The organism is Prevotella sp. oral taxon 475 (genome assembly GCF_018127805.1).
Lineage (GTDB): Bacteria > Bacteroidota > Bacteroidia > Bacteroidales > Bacteroidaceae > Prevotella.
In genome coordinates, this window is sequence record NZ_CP072334.1 from 944,263 (window position 1) to 962,436 (window position 18,174).

Genomic DNA, 18,174 nt, shown 5'->3' on the forward strand with positions numbered 1-18,174 from the left:
TTTTGTTGTTGATTACAGGAAAATGCTTTCGGCAGGTGCCGAAGCCTTCTTTTTCTTATTTTTGAGTCATCCGAGACCTCGGAAGCCTAATGATCAATTGCTGATGTTCAAAATCCCTCCACGTCGTAATATTCGTCATCGTCTTCCGATTCTTGTTTGGAGGTATCTTTCTTCTTTTCCTCGGCTGCGGGAGGTGAAAGTTCCTGGGGGGTGACGATTTCGGTGGGCTCGGATAGCAGGGGAAGCGTGCTCACTTTGAGGGGCAGGAAGTGGAGGGTGTAGAAACGGTCGTAGTCGTCGTAGCTGAGGTGGCGACCGAGCAAGGATAGGTTGAACTCGCTGATGATGAGGGTGCGACCGGCAGTGGCAAGCTGCATAATGGCAGTCTGTCGGTGCAACTCGCGGGCGTATTGCAGAGCCTCGTCGTAGTTGCGGAATCCGCTCACCCGCATCTGTCGGAGAGGACCGACGGTTTCGAGGGCGATGTCGAAGTTGCGCACCAGGTAATGGGTGAAGTTGTAACGGGCCAGGAGGAAGAGCAACTGGTATTCGTTGAACGAATCGGGTGGGTAGGCGATGAGGAAGACGAAGGGGGAGATGCGGTCGGCAGAGAAATGGCGTGCGGCAGTACTGTCGACCGTGGCGGTGGCCAGGGTTCGGCGTTGCCAGATGTTACCCACGTCGAACCGTCCGCCACGTAAGGTTCGACCCGATCGAACGCCATTGATCACCATTCCTGCCATCGTGCTGAGGCTGCTCTGAGGATATTGCTCGATGAGGGTTTGCAGTTGACTGAGGCACCCGTCGGCATCGCCATCGTTGAGTAGGGATAGCGCGGAGATGAAGAGAAACTTGTCGCGATTGGCTCCCTGTCGGAATGTCGTGGAGGAAAGCTGCGTGTTGCTTTTCACCTCGGCGTATCGACCGGCTCGAAAGGCTTCGTAGGTAGCGGCGTAGAGCGAATCTTCGAGCTGCGGACCAGAGCGGGCCAGAAGCGTATAGTTGGGGTTGGTGAGGAGTTCGGCCCACTCGCTCTGGGGGAATTCTTTCTTCAGTCGGTCGATATAACCGCTGGCCGTCTCGGGTCGACCCATGCGCGAGTAGAGTAAGAAGAGGTGATAGTAGACGTCGGCCATGTGGGAGAACTGCGGGAAGTGGTCGGACAGTCGACGCAGGGCCTTCTCGGCCAGAGGCAAATGGTCGAGCTGGTCTTTGAAGAGTATGCCCGAGTGGTAGAGTCCATCGGTGAGCAGCTCGTTGCTGGCCTGCATCTGCTCGGGTGTGAAGGGAATCTGCGAGAGATAATATTCGTGTTGATGCGGATCGTTGCCCTCTGTCTGCATTGCCTTTTTGAGTGAATCGCGGCGCGAATCAGCTTCGAAGATCGAGTCGCGTTGGGCCTGTGAGAGTTCGTTGGGCAGCGGATCGAGAGAGACGACGGTGGGGTTGATGCGCTGCCAGTTGTCGATATTCTCGCGTTTGCCCCATTGTCGCTCGAAAGCCACTTTTCCCTGGCTCACAGCTTGCGGATTATAAAAATACCAAAGATTGGCTTCCTTGCTCTGTCGAGGGGCAGGCAAGGAAGGTATCGAGGAGGCAGTTCTGCCGTTTCGGGCAAGCGTCTGTTGTGCGTTGGTCTCGGCTTGCGCATCGCGTTCTTCCTTTTCTTTCTTCTTCAAGGCGGCAATCACGCGATCGATGGCCGCATTGCGGTCTTTCTCGGGCAGGCGTGCCAGCAGTTGAAGCGAGTCTTGCAAGTGCACGGCTTCAAGATGAGGAACCAACTCGTCGAGCATTTTCGAGCGGCGAGAGAGCTGTTCGTAGTCAGCGCGGTCTTTGTCCAGCAAGCCCAAAGCCTCGTTATAACACCGGCGTGCATCGCCGAAAAGCTCTTTGTTCCAATAGAGATTCCCCAGCCGCAACAGCAGAACGCCTTTTTCGATGCCGCTGCGTGTGGCTTTTTGGTTGCCGTTTTCATAAGCGCGGATGGCGTTGATGGTGTCGCGCTGAGCCAGATAGATGTTGCCGATGGCGTAGAAAACCTGATCGAGATAGTCCTTGTTGTTGTCCGATAGGGCCATCCGTTTGAGTCGACCGATCATCTTTCGCCCCTGTCCCTGCGCCGCAACCTCGGTCATCGCAATGCGTGCGTTGAAGTCGAGCTCGTAAGACGCATGCAGCGAGGCCGCCTTCCTGAAAGCTCGGTAGGCCTCTTTGGCATGGCCTAAGATTGCCTGCAACTGTCCCATCAAAAACCATTCGCGGGCCCGTTGCTTGCGGCGCATCTCGTGCCGAATCACTTTTTGCAGATAAGGAATGGCCTTGGCATACTCGTTTGTGTGGATGTAGTAATCGGCATAGGTGTAATCCCATTCTTTTACGGCCCGCCAGTCTATCGAGTCGCGTTGCATGTTGCGAATCACATCCTCGGCATCATACATCCATCCTTGCTCGATATACGTCTTGGCCAGCCAAGCCCGAGCCTTGGCATAGATAGGAGCTTGGGTGCGATAGAGCCTGCTCATATAAGCAAAAGTAGCCGCAGCCTGTTCGAAGTCGGCCTTGTGAAACTGCGATCGACCCATCAATAGCCACGCCTTCCATAGAAACGGATTGTATTCGCGACGATTGAGCCACTCGATGTCTTGCTCCGTCTTTCGGCGTTTCTTGTTCCAGGTGGGTCGTCGCTTAATGCTGTGCAGCTGAATGGCCTTCTCGCACTTGGCAATGGCCCGATCGAAGTTGCTCTTTCCCAACTCTCGACTGTTCTTGTTGGCTACGGTGTAAAGCGGAATCAGTTCGGTGAAGTTATCCCGGTTGCCCGATTCCTTTTCCAACGATCCGTCTACGTAGGCCGTGCTCCCATTGTAATACACGTTATAACGGGTGTTGAAAGCCTGCCACCAACGACTGCGCGCGGTGTTCTTTCCCGCTGAACAACTCGTTGCCAGAAGAATCGTCGCCACAACGATGGGCGTGAGCGAGACGTATGTAAACTTATTTGGTTTCAATCTTTCTTTTCGATTGGTTGTGAAGAACTCTACCCACTTTCGCCACCAGGTAGACGAGGATGCTAACGAAGATGATCGACGCGCCGGAAGGTACGTTGAGACTGTAGGAAAGCGATAAACCCAGCAGACAATCTACCCAACCGATGACTATACTCCAGGCGATGATGCGCTTGAAATCGTGGGTGAGTGTGTTGGCGGTCATCTGCGGGATGGTGAGCAGACTGATGCTCAACACGATGCCCACCATTCGCAGTGTTGCTACGATGGTCATAGCGATAAGAGCCATCATGAGATATTCGATAAAATCTACGGGTAAGCGTTGCGAGCGGGCGAAGTTGGCATCGAATGCCACGCTGAGGATGGTGCGATAGAGCAGCACAAACACCACGGCAACCAGTACAACGAGTGTGCCGAGCAACCAAAGGTCAGTCTCTCCAATAGTGAGGATGCTGCCAAAGAGAAACGATGGCAGGTCGGGCATGAAGCCCGGCGAGAGGAAACAGCAGATGATGCCCAAACTCATGCCGAAGGTCCAGAATACAGCAATGGCCGAATCTTCTCTCACATCGCCTCGATGCGACATCCATTGCACACCGAACGCGCTGAGAATAGAGAATCCCATGGCCGAGAGGATAGGGCTGATGCCGAGGACCACACCCAAACCGATGCCTCCGAACGAAGCATGCGTGATGCCGCCGCTGATGAACACCAGTCGGCGAGTCACGATATAGGTACCGATCAACCCGCAAAGGATGCTGGCAAGAAACGAACCCAACAGGGCGTTTTGGAAAAAAGTGTATTCTAAAATATTCATCTTGTGCAGTGCCTTTCTTATTCTTTCATCATCATAATGACTTCATCTTTAAGCTGATTGGGCAGATTGATCTGCCGAAGAATCAGACTTCGGTTCCAGCCCTTCACCTCTTCGGGCTTCATCGTGTAGAGAACATCGGCAAACTCTTCCGCTTCGCTGTCGGTATATCCGTCCGAGGGTCGTCCACGGTATTGGTCCAGCTCCTCGTCGTCGTAATATTCAATGGCCTTCACGGCCGCTTCGAGCATGCACTCTTGTTCGCAACGCTCGTCTTCGCCGTTACAGGTGGCACACGAAGCCGCATCGGCCTGCACCACCTCGGGCTCGTTATTCTCCGTTTTACGGGATAACATCCCCAAGAGGGCAGCCAACAATCCGAGTGCCACAAGGGCCAGCAGGAGGATGTGCATGTCTTTATAGCTCGTTAAGAGTGAAGCCGGCCTGTCGAAGGTCGTCCCAGAAGTGGGGGTACGACTTGCTTACAACGCCAGGATGAGCGATTTTTACCTCCCTGCCAGTCATTGCCACAGGGGCAAAGGCCAGTGCCATGCGATGGTCTCCGTAGGTTTCGATGGGTGCATCGGAGGGTTCGCACCGTTCACCGTCCCAGGTCAAGGCACAGCCGTCCACGTCGCGCAGGACATATCCCAGTTTTCTCAATTCGGTTTTCAGAGCCTCGATGCGGTCGGTCTCCTTGATACGCAGACTGGCTAAGCCTTTGAAGTAGAATGGAATATTCATCATTGTGCAAGTCACCACGAGCGTTTGTGCCAGGTCGGGCGAGTTGATAAAGTCATATTCCAGGCGCGGCAACCGTGTGGGCAGCCGTTTCAGCGTCACGCCCCCCGGTTTTCCGTCGGTTCGTTTCTCAAAAACGCTCTTCACACCCAACAGCGAAAAGAGGTGCCGTGCCACCGAATCGCCCTGCTTAGAGTTGTCTGTCAGGCCCGTTAGTCTGACGCACGCCTCCGGGTCGCCACTCAACGCCATCATCTCATACCAATAAGAAGCCGCACTCCAGTCGTTTTCAATCAAATATTCCCGGTCGAGATAGTGTCCAGGTTGAATGCGAATGGTGTCAATGTCCGTCCATTCTGCTTCCGCACCAAACTCTTTCATCGTCCAAAGCGTCAGATCAATGTAAGGACGAGAGGCGATTTGGCCCGTCATCTTCAATTCCAATCCACCGCGAAGCACAGGCCCGATCATCAACAACGCCGAGATAAATTGCGAACTCACCTGTCCGGCTATCTCCAACCTGCCCCCTTCCAGTTCGGTTCCCTCTATGCGTAGAGGAGGGAATCCCTCGGTTTCCAAGTATTCGATTCGAGCCCCTAAATATCGCAAGGCATCCACCAGAGGTTTAATGGGTCGATGTTTCATGCGCTCGGATCCGGTGAGCGTGTGTGTGCCAGGCCTGCAACTGAAGTAGGCTGTGAGAAATCTCATCGCCGTTCCGCTGGCTCCGATGTCTACAATGTCGGGCATTGAGCGCAGTGCACGGGTGACAACAACCGTATCGTCGCAGTCGGACAGATTGCAAGGCATCGTTGTTCCGCCTGCGAGCGCATGAATAATGAGAGCCCTGTTGCAGATACTCTTCGATGCAGGTAGCGCAATCCGAGTGTCGAGCTTTAGCGGGGCATTGATGATATATTGCATATATAATAATGTGCGATTAGCTAATGCAAAAATACCAATTAATCTCGGGATGCACAAGCCTGCGATGTGAAAGTTTGTTGTGTTCTATCTGCGTTCTCGAAAGTGAGAATAATGCTCTGGAATCTCACGCTTCAAAAAGGAGAAATTCGATGGAAAACAAAAATACCACCAATGAAGATTCTGCCCCCGAAAACTACCTATAAAGAATGATGAAGAACGAGAAATATGATGACGAACTACTGAATAATGATGAAGATATGACAGATGGATAGGTGAAAAATTGCTAAATCGTAGCAAAAAGGAACAGAAAACGTAACAACCTATCCAACTTTTTCCTATCTTTGCGATAGATGAAGGCGGAGAATTGCTCCCCAATTGAGTCTTCATTCAATCTAAACGTGAATGTCTTTGGCAAGATGTTGCAAGCGAATGTCGTACAGGCTTGCCTGCCAACCGTTCTTTTCCATCTGCCAGATTGAAAAGGATGAAAGTCTCATCATCTGTCATAAATTAATAAGAATCCCAGGAGAGACAAGGGTTCTAAGGAAGGGTTAAACTATGAAACTGAAGAAAAAATGCTATGGTCAGGAAGACTATGAGCTGGACAACGTCTACAACGAGGAAGACCTCTATGGGAAAACAGTGGATTCTTCCATTTGGTACACCTAACGAAAGGTGCACAGAACGCTAATCGAACGTGAGCCAACCCTACTGAAAAATAGGCAGAAAACATCGGTAAGGCTCACTTACAGAATATTTGGAAAGGGTCTGAAGCAGGCGCATCAAGTGCTGCTTTAGACTTTTTTGTTTCTGATAGAAATCTACCTTCTTAACAAAAACAATATGAAAAGAACGATTTTGGGAACCATAGGCCTCTCTCTGTTGATGGTGACGCTGGCTTTGACAGCGTGTTTCTATGGGAAAAATGCAAAAAGAGAAATGGAAAGTGTGCCCTATCGGGAAGCACGCAACTATTTTTTTAACAACGGAGAAACACTGAGAGAGGGACAGAAAATAACCAATAGGAAAGACCTTGACTGCTATTTCGGCTTGGCGGCTTTCATGGGAAAGGGCGGTGAACCCACGCGTATCAACTTTTCAAAAGAATTTATTTTGCCCATCGTGCTACCAGAGACGGATGTCGAGACAGACATCAAGGCCATTGTGCTCACCGGAAATGCCCAAACACTGCATCTCTCCTATCGAGTCGAAACGGGCGAGAAGCAAGGTTTCATCACGCAACCGATCAAATTGTTGGTCGTGAGCAATGAGTTTAAAGATGCAAAAGTGAAGGTCGAGGTAGTAAAAGAGTAGGGGAGGATCCTTGCCATCGTGTTGACGGGCATCGAATAACATAGAGTAGAAACCACAAACGAGTATGAATGTTCTTCCGAACACCCTACCAGAAACGTTAAAAATAACAGACTTTTTAGGCCCAATACTCGCGTTTTTGCAGACGAAACCTCCTCGTCTTGTAAAGACGCGAGTGTTGAGGAGGTTCTCTCTTGTTTGATCGTAACCTACTGTGGTGCAATGAATTGTGTCACTTTTTATGCCTTTTCGAACCGCTTTCCTTGTCTTCTTCGCTGCCATCTCTTAGCTTTCGAACGGCGAAAGCTAAGAAAATGGAGTACAAAAGCTAAGAGATGAGCCGACAAAGGTGCCGCTTTTTCTAATCGAAAAACAGATTTTAGAGACGGTAAAACAGATATTTAGAAGAATAAAAGTTCGGTTTTGACCTTCTTTTCTCTCTGTATATCTCTTCAAGAAGTCCATGTTCTTTCTATAAGAGGTTGGAAGATGGTGTTAAAATAAAACGATCGATCGGTTAAAAAAACAAATAATAAGATTTTGGGAACGATTGTTGCAAGGTGTATGATTCGGTCTTTCGCCCCGTCGTTTTCAGGGGAAGATAAAACTGTAAGTCAAGTTGGGCTGTTGTAAAGCGGACAGACCCTTGTCGAACTTTCACCTTATTATATATACGAATGAGCTTTTCGTTGTTGATGATTTGAAACTCTCAGGCGGTGATGGCGGTCTATTTTATTTGAAAAAAAGAGATGAAATATTTGCAAAGTCGAAAAAACTTGTTACCTTTGCACCGCATTTAGAGAAATGCTTGTGATAAAGGTTTTGCGGAAATAGCTCAGTTGGTAGAGCACAACCTTGCCAAGGTTGGGGTCGCGAGTTCGAGTCTCGTTTTCCGCTCCTCATTCTGGATAAATAGATAGTTAAGGCCCAGGTGGCGGAATTGGTAGACGCGCACGTTTCAGGTGCGTGTGTTTAACGACGTGCAGGTTCGAGTCCTGTTCTGGGCACGGCTTATCCAGAATGCTTTTTTGAATATGTTGGAGAGGTGGCGGAATTGGTAGACGCGCTACTTTGAGGGGGTAGTGAAAATTGTTTCGTGGGAGTTCGAGTCTCCTCCTCTTCACCATAAATAATAAAACTTTCGTTAAGCGGAAATAGCTCAGTTGGTAGAGCACAACCTTGCCAAGGTTGGGGTCGCGAGTTCGAGTCTCGTTTTCCGCTCTTTTCAGAGAAACATGTTTTATCAATGAATTTATACCTAAGATATTTTGATAAGGAAACCTTGGTTGATAATGTAGAAAAGGCACTTGATTTTCTTCAATCAATTCCGGAAATAGGATTGAATGCCGATTTGGAACGTGACATCCGAGACTATGTTTCCAGTGATGTTTTTTATCCTAAGCGTTACAAAGTTCGACCGAGAATTTATTTCATTATCATCAAAACGATGGCTGCCACGATGTTCGACTTCAAACAAAAGAAGGCCGTGCAGCAGATGCCTGTGCCCAACGCTTTCGATCGGCGTGGTCTCATTGCAACGGCACTGACGCGTCTGACCGAAGAACGACCGGGATGGTATGAGGGAGAAATGAAATTTAAACGAGTGGTCTTGGTGCCGGCAACCGGGAAATATGAATATCGCGATACGCTTTTTGTGGTGCATTGCAAGGCGATGTCGGGGCAAGACTGTTATGAACGAATCTTAGACAACTTGCGGGACCGTGTAGATAGTCGGTCGCAGTTTCCATCGGCCAAAGGAAAGAATTTCCGGTATCGGTATCTTGGAATGTGGAAATAAAATCTGAAGCAGAGCGATGAATAAGGTGATGCTGATTGGTAACGTCGGGAAAGAACCCGACATCAGGTATTATGAGGCCGATCAGGCGGTGGCACAGATCGTATTGGCTACCACCGAGCGAGGCTATACGCTCTCGAACGGTACGAAAGTGCCCGAACATACCGATTGGCATAATGTGATTTTGTGGAAGAATCTTGCTAAAGTGGTGGAGAAATACGTCCATAAGGGCGACAAACTCTATATCGAGGGGCGCATTCGTTATAAAAGCTATGATGACCAACAGGGCAAACGAAAATACGTAACCGAGATATGGGCCGACAATATGGAAATGCTCACACCCAAACCGGCTAGCGCACCCGCCGCAGAATCTTCTTCACAAGAAGGGGTCTCGAATGCAACAGCAGGCAAAGACAAGTTACCTTTTTAAACAGTAGAGCGATTTGGACCTTTCTTATATAACAGACACTTTATCTGATATATACGTCTTGCCGCCGTCTTTAGGAGTGGCGGTAGCTATGGTGTTGGTTGTCGGCTTGTTGTTCATGTCCGGATTTGCAAGCGGTTCTGAGATTGCGTTCTTCAGTTTGTCGCCGGGCGACATCGCACAGCTGGATACAGAGAAAGATGTTCGGGACAAAAGCATCGCTCTGTTGCGGGAAGACTCGGAGCGAACACTGGCAACGATTCTGATCACAAACAACTTTGTGAACGTCACAATCATCATGCTTTGCAACTATGTCTTTGGAAGTATTGTGCATTTTGGGCCAAAGGCTTATTGGTTGCAGTTCCTTTGCATTACGATTCTTCTCACTTTCTTGTTGCTTCTCTTTGGAGAAATTCTTCCAAAAGTGCTCAGTAGGCAGAATCCATTGAGGTTTTGCCGAAATACCGTTAATGGTGTGTTGTTCTTTCGGAGACTGTTTTGGCCGTTAGAGACAGTATTGTTGCGTACAGGTGTTCTGGCCGAGAAAGTTGTGAGGAAAGAAAGTCATACACTGAGTGTCGATGACCTGGAGCAGGCTCTTGAATTAACCAACAAGGAAGAGCTTCGCGATGAAGAGAAAATCTTGCAGGGCATCATTCGCTTTGGCGACGAAACGGCCAAAGAAATTATGACAAGTCGGAAGGATGTGGTGGATATCGATATTAAAAGTGGATTCAATGTGGTGCTCGATTGCATTCGAGAGAATAACTACAGCAGGATTCCGGTGTATCAAGACAATACCGACAATATTCGCGGAGTGTTGTATATCAAAGATTTATTGCCGCATCTCACGAAGCCTTCTTCCTTTAGATGGCAGAGCTTGATTCGTCCGCCCTACTTTGTTCCTGAGACAAAGAAGATCGATGATTTGTTGCGTGACTTCCAAGAAAATAAAATCCATATCGCTATTGTTGTGGATGAGTTCGGAGGAACCAGCGGAATCGTGACGCTTGAAGATATCCTCGAAGAGATTGTTGGCGAAATTAATGATGAATACGACGACGAAACGGAGAAGACTTATACCAAGTTGAATTATAATACTTATGTGTTCGAGGGAAAAACGCTGTTGAGTGACTTGTGCAGAATTCTGGAAGTGAGCGACGAAGAGTTTAGCGAAGTGGAAGGAGGAGCCGATACGCTTGCCGGTTTATTGCTCGAATTGAAAGGCGACTTCCCCGGTATTCATGAACGAATAACCTATAAGAATTATCTGTTTGAAATCCTTGCTATCGAGGAAAGAAGAATAAGCAGGGTGAAATTGGAGGTGCAGCCTGTGTCTGCAATTCACTGAAGAATGATTGATCGTTAGATGATGGCACTGGTGATAAGGGAGGATTTATCCGATGAAGTGCAGCTTGGACTGTGGAAAATAGAAGAGAAAGAAGCTTATTTCCTTCGGTCTTACCCCTGGCTTCAATCTCTTTTTGATGAGATCTTGGGCATGCGAAGTGAACAACGAAGGGCGGAAATTCTCTCTGTTTATGCCCTCCTTTATGAAATGACACATGATGCAGATCTTCGAATCTCGCACGATGAACGCGGTTGTCCCTATCTTCCCCATTATCGGATAAGCATCAGTCATACCAAAGGTTTTGCTGTGTTGCTTCTTTCCAGGGATAGAACGGTGGCTGTCGATATCGAATACCGTAGCAATAGAGTGGGGCGAGTGGCACATAAGTTTATTCGCAAGGATGAAAATGCACCTGATGTGAATCGACAACTTCTGATCTGGAGTGCTAAAGAAACGGTTTATAAATATTTTTCAGTTCAAAATCTAACATCCTCTGAAATAAAAATCACCATTCCAGAATGGAAAGAGGAAGGCAGATTAGTGGCCGAAAATATGAGAGAAAACATAACTGTTCGTCCTTTCTATCGGCAAAACGATGACTATGTGCTCACCTTTTTATATTGAATTCTGAGGAATGAAACCATTCTTTCACATATTATAATATAGAGTTACTATGGATTTCCTGTAAAAAAGGTAAATATTTCTTTTGGAATCATTCAGTTTTTTGTACTTTTGCATAAAATAAGCGAGCATATTCGTTTGAGATTAGAGTTTTCATCAGACATGGTTGATATGCCGATTGTGTCATTTTTTAATTATTTATTTATATATAAGAGTATGGAGAGATTTTTCCTAACAGTTGCAGCTTCGATTTTGATCTCTGTTGCAAGTGCATCGGCTCAGTCGGTAAATACGGGTTCTGCGGTTGCCAGTGCTCAGAAAGCAGTAGTAGATGCTGCTAAAGCGAAAGCTGATGCAGCTAAGGCTGTTGCAGAAGCAGCAAAACAAAAGGCCGAGGCCGCTAAGGCAAAGGCCGATGCTGCTAAGGCAAAAGCAGACGCAGAGAAAGCAAGAATTGATTCTGAAAAGGCAAAGGCTGATTCGGAAGTAGCAAAAGCAGATGCAGCTACGGCAGCTGCTGACGCACAGAAGGCACTGGCTGCTGCAACAAAAGCGAAAGTTGATGCAGAAAAAGCCTTGGCTAATGCTACTGCAAGTAGAGCTGCTGCAGAGAAAGCAAAGGCCGATGCTGCCAAGGCTAAGGCCGATACGGAGAAAGCTGTGGCTGATGCGGCAAAAGCTAAGGCAGAATCGGACAAGGCAAAAGCAGACATCGCAAAAGCTAAAGCAGATGCAGCAGCAGCAGTTTCGGCCGCAAGTTCTGCTATTGAAAAGGCAAAGTCGTCTTATTAATTCCTTTGCCGAAAGGGTTTGAATCACACTTTTGCATATTCAAACCCGTAAATAAATAGGGCTATTTTATCTGTCTTCAGAATAAAATAGCCCTGTTTCGTAATCTTTGTAGTCATATTCTTGTGTGAAAATGCTTTAGTTGCTGCGAGACGTATGGTTATCCTCCCGGTTATGTTATACATGAAATTTTTGAGTGGATGCGAAATTTATTTGTACGCTTTCTTCCCCCTTTCATAAAAAATGTATAACTTTGTCGGCTGTAAAGAGGCTTTTCTTTAAACAATATGATATTGATGGAGAATTAGAGAACTCTTTTTATATTAGGGAATATAAAGGAATAACACTTGATATTTCTACTTCAAATAGAGATGAGTTCTCATAGGGTAGTTAGAAATCAAGAATGCTAAGTATAGAATAATTAAACAATAATAAGGCATATGAATAAGAAATGGCTGGTATTTATATTGAGTGCGATGGTGTGCACTCCCGTCTTTTCGAAGGATGACTTGTTGCACAGTAGTGAGTTGCAAGTAATAGCTTCTCTTCTTGCGGATAGTCCAGATTTTGCAAAGGGTAACGCTGAGAAGCTGATAAAGAAAAATAGCGATAATACAGACTTGATCGCTGCTATCGGCTCCATTTACCTGAAAGCAGGAAAAGTGGATGATGCTGCTGAGTATTTTCGTAGGGCACAACGTTGCAAGAGAATCAGTACTAAAGCAATTAACTTAGGAGGCGATATTGCTATTGCAAAGAATAATGTAGATTCAGCCAGGTATTATTATGAGCGTTCTATCTATTTTGATAGAAAAGATCCAGATGGTTATTACAAGTATGCCAACTTGTTGAAAACAACAGATATGAGTAAGGCTGTGGAAGTCTTGACTCTCTTGAAAAAGAATAGGCCTGACTTGAATGTCGATAAACAAATTGCTGAAATTTATTATACAGCTAATGATATAGATAAGGCAATTGCCGGATATGAAGCTATAGGTGTAGATTCCCTTGATGATAGAGAGTTGATGCAGTATGCATTGAGTCAATTTATTAAAAAGGAGTATGAGAAATCACTTCAATTGGCAACAATTGGTCATCAACGGAATGCCGAAGATCCTATTTTTAATCGTCTCTTGTTGTATAACAATACCGAACTTCAACACTACGATGAGGCAATTAAAAATGCAGACGACTTGTTGAATCATAGCAAGGATGCAAAGTTGCAATACCAAGATTACATTTACTATGGTTATGCACTCAACGGTTTGGGTAGAACACAAGATGCAATTGATCAGTTTAATGTTGCTTTACAGAAAAATTCAGACTTGTTTGACATCAACAAACAGGTTTCTGAAGCTTATGCACGCATTCAAGATTTTGATAATGCCATCAAGTATTACCGTATCTATATTGGTAAGATAAAGGATGACAATGAGACAAAAGCTTATGAGATGTACCAGTTGGGTAGACTCTATTGGCGAAAAGGCATTACAAATAGCGGTAAAGTGCTGACACCTGAACAAACACAGGCACTTGAAGAGGCAGGAAAAACTTTTGGAGAAGTGGCTGCATTGCGTCCCAACAGTTATTTGGGCTATTATTGGCAGGGTAAAGTAAATACGTTGCTTGACCCTGAATATAAGAAAGGATTGGCTCGTCCTTACTTTATGAAAGCTGTTGAACTGCTTGAGAAGAGCGGAGGAAATAAAGATCAGTTGATAGAATGTTATAAACAGTTGGCTTATTACTACTATTTGCAGAAAGAGGGTAGTACGGCAATTGTTTATGCTAAGAAGATTGAAGCTTTGGATCCTGATGATGACTTTGCAAAGCAATTGATTGCTAATGCGCAAACGCTCAGCGAAACAAAAAGTGTAAAAGGCACAAAGAATACAGGTAAGAGAAATAAGAAGATAACTAAGCGCAGATAATTTTTTGATTATGATAAAGTCACGAGGACATAGACTGATACTATTGTTCCTATTGCTGTTTGGCTGTGGAACATCAGTAACCTTTGGACAGGTAAATCTGTTATATTATAATAAGGTAGATACCTTAAGCTTTGGGCAACGGTTTAACCTTAAGTCTAATTTTGTAGACTGGGTTACACTAACGCCTAACTTGGGTGTGGAATTTGCTCTTAACAATAAAAACTGGAACCTTTGGACAGTCGGCATGTATGGGCGTTTTAATTGGAATACGAATTCAAAGGAGAATGCTTATTATGTTTACGACTTAATGGGCGGACGTTTGGAATTGCGCAGATATTGGCATTCACGCATGCCTAAAAGAGTTTTTTATGTTGGCGTGTATGGTGGTGCGAATAAGTTTGACATCAAGTTGAGTGGCACAGGTAAGAAAGGTCAGTCTTTTGTAGGTGGTCTCATGTTTGGTACTGTTTCTCAACTTTATGGTTATCAAAATGGTGCTCGGTTGGATTTAGACTTAGGAATCAATGCCGGTGTCGTGTTTGCTAAGTGGCATGAATATAAGCGCGAACTGATTGGAGATAAATATGTCTATACCGTTACTGAGCCGGAAAATGACTATCAACTGACGTTCTCTCCTTGGATCTATGCGGCATCGACAGATATTTTGAATGTGTCGTTAGTATATCATTTCGGTACAAAATTGTCCAATAGGTATAAGAAACGGCTCCAGATTGATAACAACTATCGTATTGCACTTGAAGCTGCCAAGGTGAGACGCGACAGTATCAATACTGTTCTTGAAAAGATGAGACGACATAGAGCAGACTCTTTGGAAAAGGTTGATTACGAGAAACGTTTTGAACAGCAGCATCTTGAACTGGAAAGAAAATATCAGAATGATTCTTTACGCAAAGTTAATGAGGTGTTACGTGAAGAACAACTTAAAGAACGAGCTGAAGCTAAGCGCGTAGCCGACTCTTTGAAAGTTGTAGAACGCGAAAAGGCCATTGAGGAGAGAGCTAATGCTAAACGTATGGCCGACTCGCTGAAAGTGGTAAACGCTGAAAAGGCAAAAGAAGAGAGATTGCAGAAAGGACAAGAACGTGAGAATGCCAAAAGAACTGCAGATTCTCTGCGGGTTGTCCAAAAGAATCAAGAACAGGAAGCACAACTCCAAAAGGCTAAGGCTAAGGAAGATGCTAAACGTGAACGCGACTCTCTGAAGCAGGCCAATGAATTGAAACGACAAGAAGCCATAAAGGCCAAAGAAGAAGAAAAAGAACTGAAAAAGCGGAAGAAAGCTGAGGAAAAGACCAATAAGGAAAAGAAAGAAAACTCTAAAGATGCTACTCCCGCTGTAAGTGAAAATAGTTCAACGGAGAACAATAGTTCGGAGTCTGATAAGCAGGAAGAGTCTACCGATAGAAATAAGGAATAACAAAGAGAATGAAGATGAAAAGAATAAGAATTTTTCTTGTGATGGTATTGGGACTTTTCTGCCATACTTCTCAGGCGCAGACATTTTCTATTAATACCGATGTCGCAATGTTGGCTTTGCAGACTTATAATATAGGTGCAGAAATGACAATTGGTAATCGTTCTACTTTAGGATTGAGTGTCTTTGGAAACAATAAACCTTATTTCCATAAAGAAATGAGAATGGTGGGAGTACAACCGGAATATCGATATTATTTTGGAGGGCGCCCTCTTTACCATCACTTTGTTGGTGTAGGCCTTTTAGCTGCCAGTTATAATATGACTTGGGGAAATAAGAATTATTCAGGAACGGCATGGGGTGGTGGACTGACTTTCGGTTATGTCTTCTCCTTAACAAATAGATTGTCTATTGATGCACATGCTGGTGTAGGACTTGTTTTCTCTCATCATCGTGAGAGTTTTGAAGATGGTTCTAACCTTCTCTTAAAGAACGGGACAGAAACCAAAGACGGTTTTTTGAACTATAAGATATTACCTACAAAAATTGGTATTACACTTTCATATTCAATTTGGTAAGGTTATAGGAGAATATAATGATGAAAAGAAAAGGATTGATATTATTGCTTTTGTTATTGAGCTTTGTTGTGAAGGTCAATGCGCAAGCCATCCATATAACTGGTACAGTTTCTAAATTGATGAAGGAAATGACAGGCAACTCTTCTGCAAAGATGCCTCTATCAGTTCCTGTATATGTCTTTGATAATAGAAATGAAGCTCGTAGACAAGCACAGCTGTACAACGCGCAGAATAGTACTTTTGGAAGTATTGTTAAAATAAAAAGTAATGAAGTTGTAATCCCTGATTATGACGGGCACTTTGAAACGGATATTGCAGTAGGAGGTGCTTTGTTAATGATTAATGAGGGTGTATTGAAAATTGTTGATATTAGTGCAGATAAGTTGAATTATGACATTGTTTTCTCTCCGTCTAAATCTGATGGAATCTTAATCCAAAATGTGAATGTCTTTGCCAAGCGTCAAGGCATGAACTTTAAGGAACTTCCTCCTATTGATGATGGAGAGAATATGCGATGGACAATAAATATTAATCTCCCAGCTTGGTATACAACGAAGCATTCGCGACTGATTTATCAACCTGTAGTAGTAAATACTAATACCGGTGATACAGTGCAATATTTAGAGCCGTTGGTTTATGAGGGAGGTAAATATCACTTTAATCAGATAAGGCGTAAAAGCTATGATTTTGAACGCAACGATTCTTTATCTCCTTATTATATAGCCGAGAATGCAATGTCTGACGATGTATTCTCTTTTAGTTGGGATACGACGTATCCTAAACCTGAGGCTGATAAGAACTATAAGTGGATGTCAAAATTAAGTTTAGAGGATTATACACACGTTTATTTTCAAGATTATAAAGAAGGTACCAATAATGTTCGCAGACCTTGGAAGATGCTTGATGTTACAGCTTCTGCCAAGAATATGAAATTGGAACCACGTTTTTATGAAACGGTGCGGGCTCGATTGAGTGAAGTCCCCCGTGACTTGCAGTTGACATTTGTTGTTGGTAAAGACGAATTAACTGATGATATTGCAAACAAACGGACTTTAGATCTTTTGGTAGAAGAACTTCGCTCTTTTGGTAGTTCGCTAATGAATTTTACGATTCAAGGTACAGCGTCTCCTGAAGGTGCGCAAGCAAGTAATATTGAGTTGGCTCGAAAGCGTGCAAGGAAAATCCTTAGTATGGTTGGTGCTAATATCCGTAGTGCAAGTCTAAGCGTAAAAGAACCTTTAGTTTATACATGGAATGATGTAGCAGATTCGCTTGTTGAAAAGGGACAGAAATACGAGGCCGACGAGTTACGTCGTTATGCTCAGGCTAAAGATCTCGCAGGTATTGGCCGAATGCTTGTAAGCAATCCTGTAATAGGACAAATTATGCACAACCAGCGTTTGATCAAAAGTTCCTATACGCTTCGTCGTAATAAAGTAATGGAACCGCGTGAGGTTTTATGGACCTATTACAATGACCCGCGTTATGCAGAAGGAGGTGCTGAAGTTTTCTCTAATGGAGACTACTATAATCTATTCTCCCAGATAACCGATAGTGCAGAGTTGCGTAAACTCACTCATCGTGCTTATAAAGAGAATATGGCGAGAAAGACTGCAAAATACAGTCCGTTTGCTGCATATATTGCAAATAGAATGGCTGTGGAATTGTTATCTAAGGATTCGATAAACCTCTCGATTTTAGAGCCTTTTATCGATATGGCATCAGGAATAGAAGTCTCTCGTCCGGTTGCTTTTGAGAGCTCTTATATGTATACGGTCAATTTCCGTGAGATTATAGCCAATCAGGCATTGATGTATTTAAAAGCTCGCAAACTGAGTCAGGCTGCTTTCTTGGCTAATAAATTGCCTGATAGTCCTGAGTTTCATGAACTGAAGATGTTGATAGACTTAGAGGCTTTGTTCTTTAAGCAGAATAAAACCATTGAAGAGGAAGAGCGTGCAAAGAAAGCCTTGACTTATGTAATGGGAGCAAATATGCTAAATCATACGATTCTAAGTATCGAATTAGCACCGGAATTAGAGTTGTCTTATGCTTCGTTAGAATCAATGGTAGATTCTCTTCCTGATAATTTGGCTAAGAAATGGTATATGAAAGGAATTATTGCAGCCAATAATCCTGATATAGAATCTGAGAATGATTTCTCTACGCTGATTCAAGAATATGGAGCAGAACTTGCAGTGAAGATGCAAACGAATGAAACTCCTCGGTTCCTAGCATTCTTCCAGCATTGCTTTGATCTTGATCCTACTTTCTATGAAAAGTTTTATAAGTCAGATGCAAATGTTAGCGATGATATTAGAAAGAAGTATCCCTACGTGGAAGCTGATAAAGATCTCTATCGAGAGAAATTCCGTTATATAATGATGAAGTCCAAGCCTCTTGAAGCTGCTTCAGAAGGAGAACAATGATAAATTTATAATTTTAAGTT

General features: G+C 44.6%; 14 protein-coding genes and 4 tRNA genes. 14 read left to right on the forward strand and 4 right to left on the reverse strand.

Going from position 1 to position 18,174, the window contains the following annotated elements:
- Positions 1 to 107: 107 nt before the first annotated feature.
- The 4 genes from J5A66_RS03630 to J5A66_RS03645 are packed head-to-tail and all read right to left on the reverse strand — an operon-like array spanning position 108 to position 5,487.
- Positions 108 to 3,011 (reverse strand): tetratricopeptide repeat protein, encoded by a 2,904-nt coding sequence (locus J5A66_RS03630; RefSeq protein ID WP_211791097.1) that lies wholly within the window; start codon positions 3,009 to 3,011, stop codon positions 108 to 110.
- A complete protein-coding gene (locus J5A66_RS03635; protein ID WP_211791099.1) occupies positions 2,998 to 3,825 on the reverse strand; it encodes a metal ABC transporter permease in 828 nt (275 codons plus the stop codon). Before J5A66_RS03635 ends, J5A66_RS03630 begins: the two co-directional genes overlap by 14 nt.
- Positions 3,826 to 3,842: 17 nt before the next feature.
- A complete protein-coding gene (locus J5A66_RS03640; protein ID WP_211791101.1) occupies positions 3,843 to 4,235 on the reverse strand; it encodes a hypothetical protein in 393 nt (130 codons plus the stop codon).
- A gap of 4 nt (positions 4,236 to 4,239) precedes the next feature.
- A complete protein-coding gene (locus J5A66_RS03645; RefSeq protein ID WP_211791102.1) occupies positions 4,240 to 5,487 on the reverse strand; it encodes a 3-phosphoshikimate 1-carboxyvinyltransferase in 1,248 nt (415 codons plus the stop codon).
- 843 nt (positions 5,488 to 6,330) lie between these two features.
- Between J5A66_RS03645 and J5A66_RS03650 the strand changes: the two genes are divergently transcribed.
- The 14 genes from J5A66_RS03650 (at position 6,331) to J5A66_RS03715 (ending at position 18,154) form a co-directional block, all read left to right on the forward strand.
- Positions 6,331 to 6,801, forward strand: a complete 471-nt coding sequence (locus J5A66_RS03650; RefSeq protein WP_211791104.1) for a hypothetical protein — start codon at positions 6,331 to 6,333, stop codon at positions 6,799 to 6,801.
- 821 nt (positions 6,802 to 7,622) lie between these two features.
- Positions 7,623 to 7,695, forward strand: a tRNA-Gly gene (locus J5A66_RS03655).
- 28 nt (positions 7,696 to 7,723) lie between these two features.
- Positions 7,724 to 7,805: transfer RNA gene (locus J5A66_RS03660), tRNA-Leu, on the forward strand.
- A gap of 32 nt (positions 7,806 to 7,837) precedes the next feature.
- Positions 7,838 to 7,924: transfer RNA gene (locus J5A66_RS03665), tRNA-Leu, on the forward strand.
- 22 nt (positions 7,925 to 7,946) lie between these two features.
- Positions 7,947 to 8,019: transfer RNA gene (locus J5A66_RS03670), tRNA-Gly, on the forward strand.
- A 25-nt stretch (positions 8,020 to 8,044) separates the two neighbouring features.
- Complete coding sequence (locus tag J5A66_RS03675; protein WP_211791106.1) at positions 8,045 to 8,596, forward strand: hypothetical protein; 552 nt, start codon at positions 8,045 to 8,047, stop codon at positions 8,594 to 8,596.
- A 16-nt stretch (positions 8,597 to 8,612) separates the two neighbouring features.
- On the forward strand, positions 8,613 to 9,023 hold the full coding sequence (locus tag J5A66_RS03680) for a single-stranded DNA-binding protein (RefSeq protein ID WP_211791107.1): 411 nt from the start codon (positions 8,613 to 8,615) through the stop codon (positions 9,021 to 9,023).
- Between the two features lie 115 nt (positions 9,024 to 9,138).
- A complete protein-coding gene (gene gldE, locus J5A66_RS03685; RefSeq protein WP_249110022.1) occupies positions 9,139 to 10,371 on the forward strand; it encodes a gliding motility-associated protein GldE in 1,233 nt (410 codons plus the stop codon).
- An 18-nt stretch (positions 10,372 to 10,389) separates the two neighbouring features.
- A complete protein-coding gene (locus J5A66_RS03690) occupies positions 10,390 to 10,995 on the forward strand; it encodes a 4'-phosphopantetheinyl transferase family protein (RefSeq protein ID WP_211791109.1) in 606 nt (201 codons plus the stop codon).
- 135 nt (positions 10,996 to 11,130) lie between these two features.
- A complete protein-coding gene (locus tag J5A66_RS03695; RefSeq protein WP_249110023.1) occupies positions 11,131 to 11,784 on the forward strand; it encodes a hypothetical protein in 654 nt (217 codons plus the stop codon).
- A 437-nt stretch (positions 11,785 to 12,221) separates the two neighbouring features.
- A complete protein-coding gene (locus J5A66_RS03700; RefSeq protein ID WP_211791111.1) occupies positions 12,222 to 13,712 on the forward strand; it encodes a lipopolysaccharide assembly protein LapB in 1,491 nt (496 codons plus the stop codon).
- Positions 13,713 to 13,722: 10 nt separating this feature from the next.
- Entirely contained in the window at positions 13,723 to 15,150 is a 1,428-nt protein-coding gene (locus J5A66_RS03705) for a DUF3575 domain-containing protein (RefSeq protein WP_211791113.1), read from the forward strand.
- A gap of 14 nt (positions 15,151 to 15,164) precedes the next feature.
- A complete protein-coding gene (locus J5A66_RS03710; RefSeq protein WP_211791420.1) occupies positions 15,165 to 15,725 on the forward strand; it encodes a DUF3575 domain-containing protein in 561 nt (186 codons plus the stop codon).
- Between the two features lie 17 nt (positions 15,726 to 15,742).
- Positions 15,743 to 18,154 (forward strand): hypothetical protein, encoded by a 2,412-nt coding sequence (locus J5A66_RS03715; protein WP_211791115.1) that lies wholly within the window; start codon positions 15,743 to 15,745, stop codon positions 18,152 to 18,154.
- Positions 18,155 to 18,174 lie beyond the last annotated feature (20 nt).

Excerpts from the sequence above, each read along its gene's own strand:
- J5A66_RS03635 (WP_211791099.1), bottom strand. The coding sequence starts at position 3,825 with ATGAATATTTTAGAATACACTTTTTTCCAAAACGCCCTGTTGGGTTCG.
- J5A66_RS03640 (WP_211791101.1), bottom strand. The coding sequence starts at position 4,235 with ATGCACATCCTCCTGCTGGCCCTTGTGGCACTCGGATTGTTGGCTGCC.
- J5A66_RS03645 (WP_211791102.1), bottom strand. The coding sequence starts at position 5,487 with ATGCAATATATCATCAATGCCCCGCTAAAGCTCGACACTCGGATTGCG.
- J5A66_RS03650 (WP_211791104.1), top strand. The coding sequence starts at position 6,331 with ATGAAAAGAACGATTTTGGGAACCATAGGCCTCTCTCTGTTGATGGTG.
- J5A66_RS03675 (WP_211791106.1), top strand. The coding sequence starts at position 8,045 with ATGAATTTATACCTAAGATATTTTGATAAGGAAACCTTGGTTGATAAT.
- J5A66_RS03680 (WP_211791107.1), top strand. The coding sequence starts at position 8,613 with ATGAATAAGGTGATGCTGATTGGTAACGTCGGGAAAGAACCCGACATC.
- gldE (WP_249110022.1), top strand. The coding sequence starts at position 9,139 with ATGTCCGGATTTGCAAGCGGTTCTGAGATTGCGTTCTTCAGTTTGTCG.
- J5A66_RS03690 (WP_211791109.1), top strand. The coding sequence starts at position 10,390 with ATGATGGCACTGGTGATAAGGGAGGATTTATCCGATGAAGTGCAGCTT.
- J5A66_RS03700 (WP_211791111.1), top strand. The coding sequence starts at position 12,222 with ATGAATAAGAAATGGCTGGTATTTATATTGAGTGCGATGGTGTGCACT.
- J5A66_RS03705 (WP_211791113.1), top strand. The coding sequence starts at position 13,723 with ATGATAAAGTCACGAGGACATAGACTGATACTATTGTTCCTATTGCTG.
- J5A66_RS03710 (WP_211791420.1), top strand. The coding sequence starts at position 15,165 with ATGAAAAGAATAAGAATTTTTCTTGTGATGGTATTGGGACTTTTCTGC.
- J5A66_RS03715 (WP_211791115.1), top strand. The coding sequence starts at position 15,743 with ATGATGAAAAGAAAAGGATTGATATTATTGCTTTTGTTATTGAGCTTT.